The organism is Herbaspirillum sp. B65 (genome assembly GCF_000333555.1).
GTDB classification, from domain to species: domain Bacteria; phylum Pseudomonadota; class Gammaproteobacteria; order Burkholderiales; family Burkholderiaceae_D; genus Herbaspirillum; species Herbaspirillum rubrisubalbicans.
The window spans coordinates 1-4,407 of sequence record NZ_BADI01000571.1; the positions used below are offsets into that span (position 1 = coordinate 1).

The following is a 4,407-nucleotide window of genomic DNA, read 5'->3' on the forward strand; positions in this document are numbered from 1 at the left end:
GGTATGTCACTGTCCTGCCAGAGACTGCCCTCGGCGAGGAAGGGGAAGGCTGGCGGTGGAGGCGCTGTCCCATCCAGGAAAGCCTGGTCGCGGGCTGCAGCCGCATCCTGATCCGGCACGCAAACGATTTTCCCCAGATGCACGGAGATATCGATGATCTGTGTGACATGCGGTTTGCGCTCTCGCTCATAGTCAGCCAACAAGGCTTGTTCGGCCAGACCGGTCAAGACCAGATCAAGGCGCCATGCCAGGTTGACTGCATCGCGAATGCCGGAACACATCCCTTGGCCCATGAATGGTGGCATCAGATGCGCGGCATCCCCAGCGATGAAGACGCGTCCGTCCTGCCAGCGGGATGCCACCAGTGAGCGAAACGTATAGACCGCGTGCCGCACCATCTGTGCTTGCTGTGGCGTTACCCATGGTTGTAACAGATGCCAGACGAACTCGGGATTGTTAAGGTCCTCCTTGGTTTCGTCAGGTAAGCACATGAATTCCCAGCGACGTAGTGGTCGGCCATTGCGGATTCCTCCAGGAACAAAGGTGGTGGGGCGGGAAGGGTTGCAGTGCTGACCGGCCGAGGGGATGTCCAATACCACACCATCGTTGAGCTCGACATCGACCACCAGCCAGTCAGCCTTGAAGCCGCGGTCCTCCCACGCGATGCCGCAGTGGCGGCGAACCATGCTGTTAGCGCCATCGGCGCCGATCAGGTATTTGGTGCGGATGGTATGTTGCTCGCCCGTTTGCCTATCCCTGGTCGTCAGGCTTACCGACTGTTCATCCTGCTCGAAGGAAATCGCATCCTGATTCAGGCGTATTTCCACCGTGCCGCAATCGGCAACGCGAGCGTGCATGGCGGCTTCCAGTGCTGGCTGGAAGAAGAAATAGGCTTCGGGACCGCCGGAGATGGACTCCACGGTCCAGTCGATGTCCAGCAGCATGTCCCACTTCTGATTGAACCACTGGTAGCGTGGCGAGGGGGCACTGCACGCCGTGATGCTTTGTGCCATGCCATTGGCCATCATCACGCGGCGAATCTCGTGGTCCATGCATACGGCACGGGGAAGAGGATACGAGACCTTCTCACGTTCCACCACAATGACGCTGTGTCCTTTTTTTCCCAACATGATTGCCAGGATCCGGGATACCGGACCATAGCCGATGATGGTGACGTCTGCATCATATGCATCCATTATTCTTTCTCCTCGGGATTGCATTGTTCTTGTTCTTAAAGGCCATCGGAAGGCACGAAGCCGGCCGGGACATCTCCCTCGTAGATGAGCTCGGTCGTCGCTTGGTAAGACAGCGCAAAGCCGATCGACCGTTCCGCCTCCTCACGCAGATGAGCGATAAGACCGGCTGTGCGGGCCAGAATCGGGATCCCCTTGAGCGAACCCACCGGAAAGCCCACTCCCAGCAAGACCGCGGGAATGGCGGCAGATACGTTCATCTTCAATGCTTTGCCAAGCACAGTTGCAACGGCATCCTCAAGTGCTTCTGCGATATGAATGTAGGTGGGATCGGCACCGGCTGTGATGGCCGTGCTCAACAGCGCTTGCACACGCGGGTCACGTTCCTTGTGCAAGGGATGACCGTAGCCAGGAATGGCGCGCTTCTGCTGGCGGTACTGGGTCAAGACGGTTTCAGCAGCCTGTCCCACAGCGCTGCCTTGGTCCACCAGTGCCTTGACTTCAAGGAACAGGTGGCCGGCTGTCTCGGAGGCGCCAAGGATGACCGAGCCGCAACCCAGAATGCCGGCAGCCACGGCCCCCTGCAAGGCGTCTGGCGCTGCCGCGAAGGTCATGCGACTGGCTTGGACGCTGGGCACCAGGCCATGCTCGGTGATGGCAACCAGGGTCGCGTCAATGACCTTGGTCGCCACGGGATCGGGGGCATTGCCTGTCAACAGGAAGTAGAAGTACTCCGTGAAACTGATCTTTCCTATGAGTTCGCCGCACAGGTCTTTACCGCGCACGACAATGGCGTGTTCATTGGACGTCGAGATCGAGGTGCGGGGGATGGTTTCTTTTCCGATTTTCATTGTTGGGATTCTTCCGTAGGAAAATGGTCAGGCAGACTTGCCGTCAGTGGCACCAGCCCTGGTGAGCTGGAAGTCGTAGCACGCCGTGTAATACATGCGATCTTGCTTGCTGCCATCCGGTGCCACGCCCGCAGGGTGCTTGGTGAACGGTACGATCAGACTGTCGCGCACGCCGAAGACGGCATCGGAATCGAGATAGGGACTGTCGGCTACAAATAGATGTGTGGTAACCGATTCGAAGCCAGCGGCCGATAGCATGAAATGCATGTGACCGGGACGGTTGGGATGGCGCCCCATCTTCAACAGCATCTTGCCCACCGGGCCATCGACCGGGACCGGATAATAGGAAGGTCGAATCGACCAGAATGCGTAGCGACCTTCGGCGTCGGTATACAGCTTGGCGCGCGCGCGCATTTCTTTTTTTCCTTCCATCTGCATGTCGTAGTTTCCTTCGCCGTCACCGGACCACACATCCAGACATGCATTGGCGATGGGTGTGGAATGTTCATCGAGTACGCGACCGGAATAGTAGGTTGGCTCACCTTTGACTCCCTCGGCGATATTGGCGCCATTTTCCATTTGCGGTGCGCCTTCCCAGTAGTACGGTCCCTGTACGGTCGCCTCCACGGCTTCGGCCCCGCGATGCTGGTTGAGCAGGACGACCAGCATCGACACGCCCAAGGTATCGGACAGCAGAATGAATTCCTGCCGCATGTCGGTACATGCTTTACCGGTATCGGTCAGGAAGTTGATGGCTGTCATCCATTCTTCGCCGGTGAGATTTACATCTCGTATGAAATCGTGAAGATGCGTGATCAGCGATGACATGACAGTCTTGAAGCGGGCATCCTGGCACTCGCAAAGACGTTGCAAGGCTGCCTGAGTGAGGTCTTGGGTCATAGGGTCTCCATTTGTAAAGTTCCGCGGCGGAAACTTTGTTGTTTTACGCTTGAACAGCGGTATGAGAGGCAGTCTATCGATTGTCCATGTTCGACGGAAATGATAAATTTCCATCAAAACTATCGACCACATCAATAAAAGCGGAGGCCATGGAGTTACGACATCTTCGATACTTTCAGGCGCTGGCGGAGAACTTGAGCTTCACGCGCGCAGCAGAAAAAGTACATGTGACGCAATCAACCCTGTCGCATCAGATCCGTCAGCTCGAAGAAGAGTTGGCGGTAGTGCTGTTTGATCGCGTGGGCAAGAAGGTCGTCCTGACCGATGCTGGCGAAACGCTTCTGACCAATATCGCTCCGGCTCTCAAGCAGGTGGATCTGGCCATCAGGACGGTCAAGGCAGAGGATGAGCACATGGTCGGCGAGGTCCGCATCGGCTCGACCCACAGCTTCAACATTCACGTGATCCCTCATTGCATTGCAGGATTCCTGAACCGCTATCCCTCCATCAAGGTGATCGCTGAAGAATTGTCGGCACAGGAAATCACCTCGCGGCTGATGGAGGGAAAGCTGGATCTGGGAGTGTCCTATCGCCCGGAAGTGACCGAACAGTTATGGTTCGAGCCTTTGTACAATGAAGAAATGCTGTTAGTGGTCCGTAATGACCATCCATTGGCCAAGCGTCGACAGATACGCCTGATCCAGTTGCACGGCGTGGACCTGGTGCTGCTTCCGTCCTACTTCTCGACCCGGAAGATGCTTGATGAATGCTTCCATTCGGTGGGTACCCAGCCGCATGTGGTCGCTGAACTCAACACGATTGCACCGATGTTCGAGCTAGTCCGCCAGGCCAACATCGGAGCCATAGTCGGGGCCAGCGCCTGCCCCGTCAGTGGCGATCTGACCTACATTCCTCTTGAGAATCCGACGCCGCTGCGCAATCCAGGATTGCTATGGAAAAGAGGCGCGCCGCGTGATGCAGCGGTGAAATATTTTGCCAACATCATTCGTAGAGTGGTGGCCAAATCGGAGATGCGCCTGTCTTCTGCCAAAGAATCAGCACCGGACTAAGCCCGAATCCGGTTTATCGATGGCATCAATGAAGTGGATGGAAAGATGTCATTTTTCCCGCTGGAGGTCTTGCCCCTATGATGAGGGCATTTCCTATCAGCGTTCATTGCTCATGTCTCAGACACTTTATGAAAAGCTCTGGCAAGCTCACGTGGCCAGGGATCTCGGAGAAGGTAATGCACTTCTCTACATCGACCGGCACTTGGTCAACGAGGTCACCAGCCCACAGGCGTTCGAAGGGTTGAGGTTGAGCAAGCGCAGCCTTTGGCGCGCTGATACCCTCGTCGTCACGCCAGACCACAACACACCGACCAAGGATTGGGACAAGGACATCGACGATGTCCAGTCGCGGGCGCAGGTAGAAGCCCTGGATGCCAATGTCGCCACGGTCGG

Annotated in this window: 5 protein-coding genes; 2 read left to right on the plus strand and 3 right to left on the minus strand. The window is 56.7% G+C overall.

The features are described 5' to 3' along the window. From I5W_RS13815 to I5W_RS13825, 3 genes are all read right to left on the minus strand, one after another. A partial coding sequence (locus tag I5W_RS13815; RefSeq protein WP_044529659.1) for a bifunctional 3-(3-hydroxy-phenyl)propionate/3-hydroxycinnamic acid hydroxylase occupies positions 1-1,196 on the minus strand: 1,196 nt, incomplete at its 3' end. Between the two features lie 35 nt (positions 1,197-1,231). Further along, on the minus strand, positions 1,232-2,044 hold the full coding sequence (locus I5W_RS13820) for a citryl-CoA lyase (protein ID WP_017451385.1): 813 nt from the start codon (positions 2,042-2,044) through the stop codon (positions 1,232-1,234). 27 nt (positions 2,045-2,071) lie between these two features. Beyond that, positions 2,072-2,944, minus strand: a complete 873-nt coding sequence (locus I5W_RS13825; protein ID WP_044529657.1) for a dioxygenase family protein — start codon at positions 2,942-2,944, stop codon at positions 2,072-2,074. Positions 2,945-3,093: 149 nt separating this feature from the next. On the opposite strand from I5W_RS13825, the gene I5W_RS13830 reads away from it, so the two are divergent. Further along, a complete protein-coding gene (locus I5W_RS13830; RefSeq protein ID WP_026051986.1) occupies positions 3,094-4,014 on the plus strand; it encodes a LysR substrate-binding domain-containing protein in 921 nt (306 codons plus the stop codon). 112 nt (positions 4,015-4,126) lie between these two features. Continuing rightward, positions 4,127-4,407, plus strand: a 281-nt coding sequence (locus I5W_RS13835) for an aconitase family protein (protein ID WP_044529658.1), incomplete at its 3' end; no start/stop codon positions are given.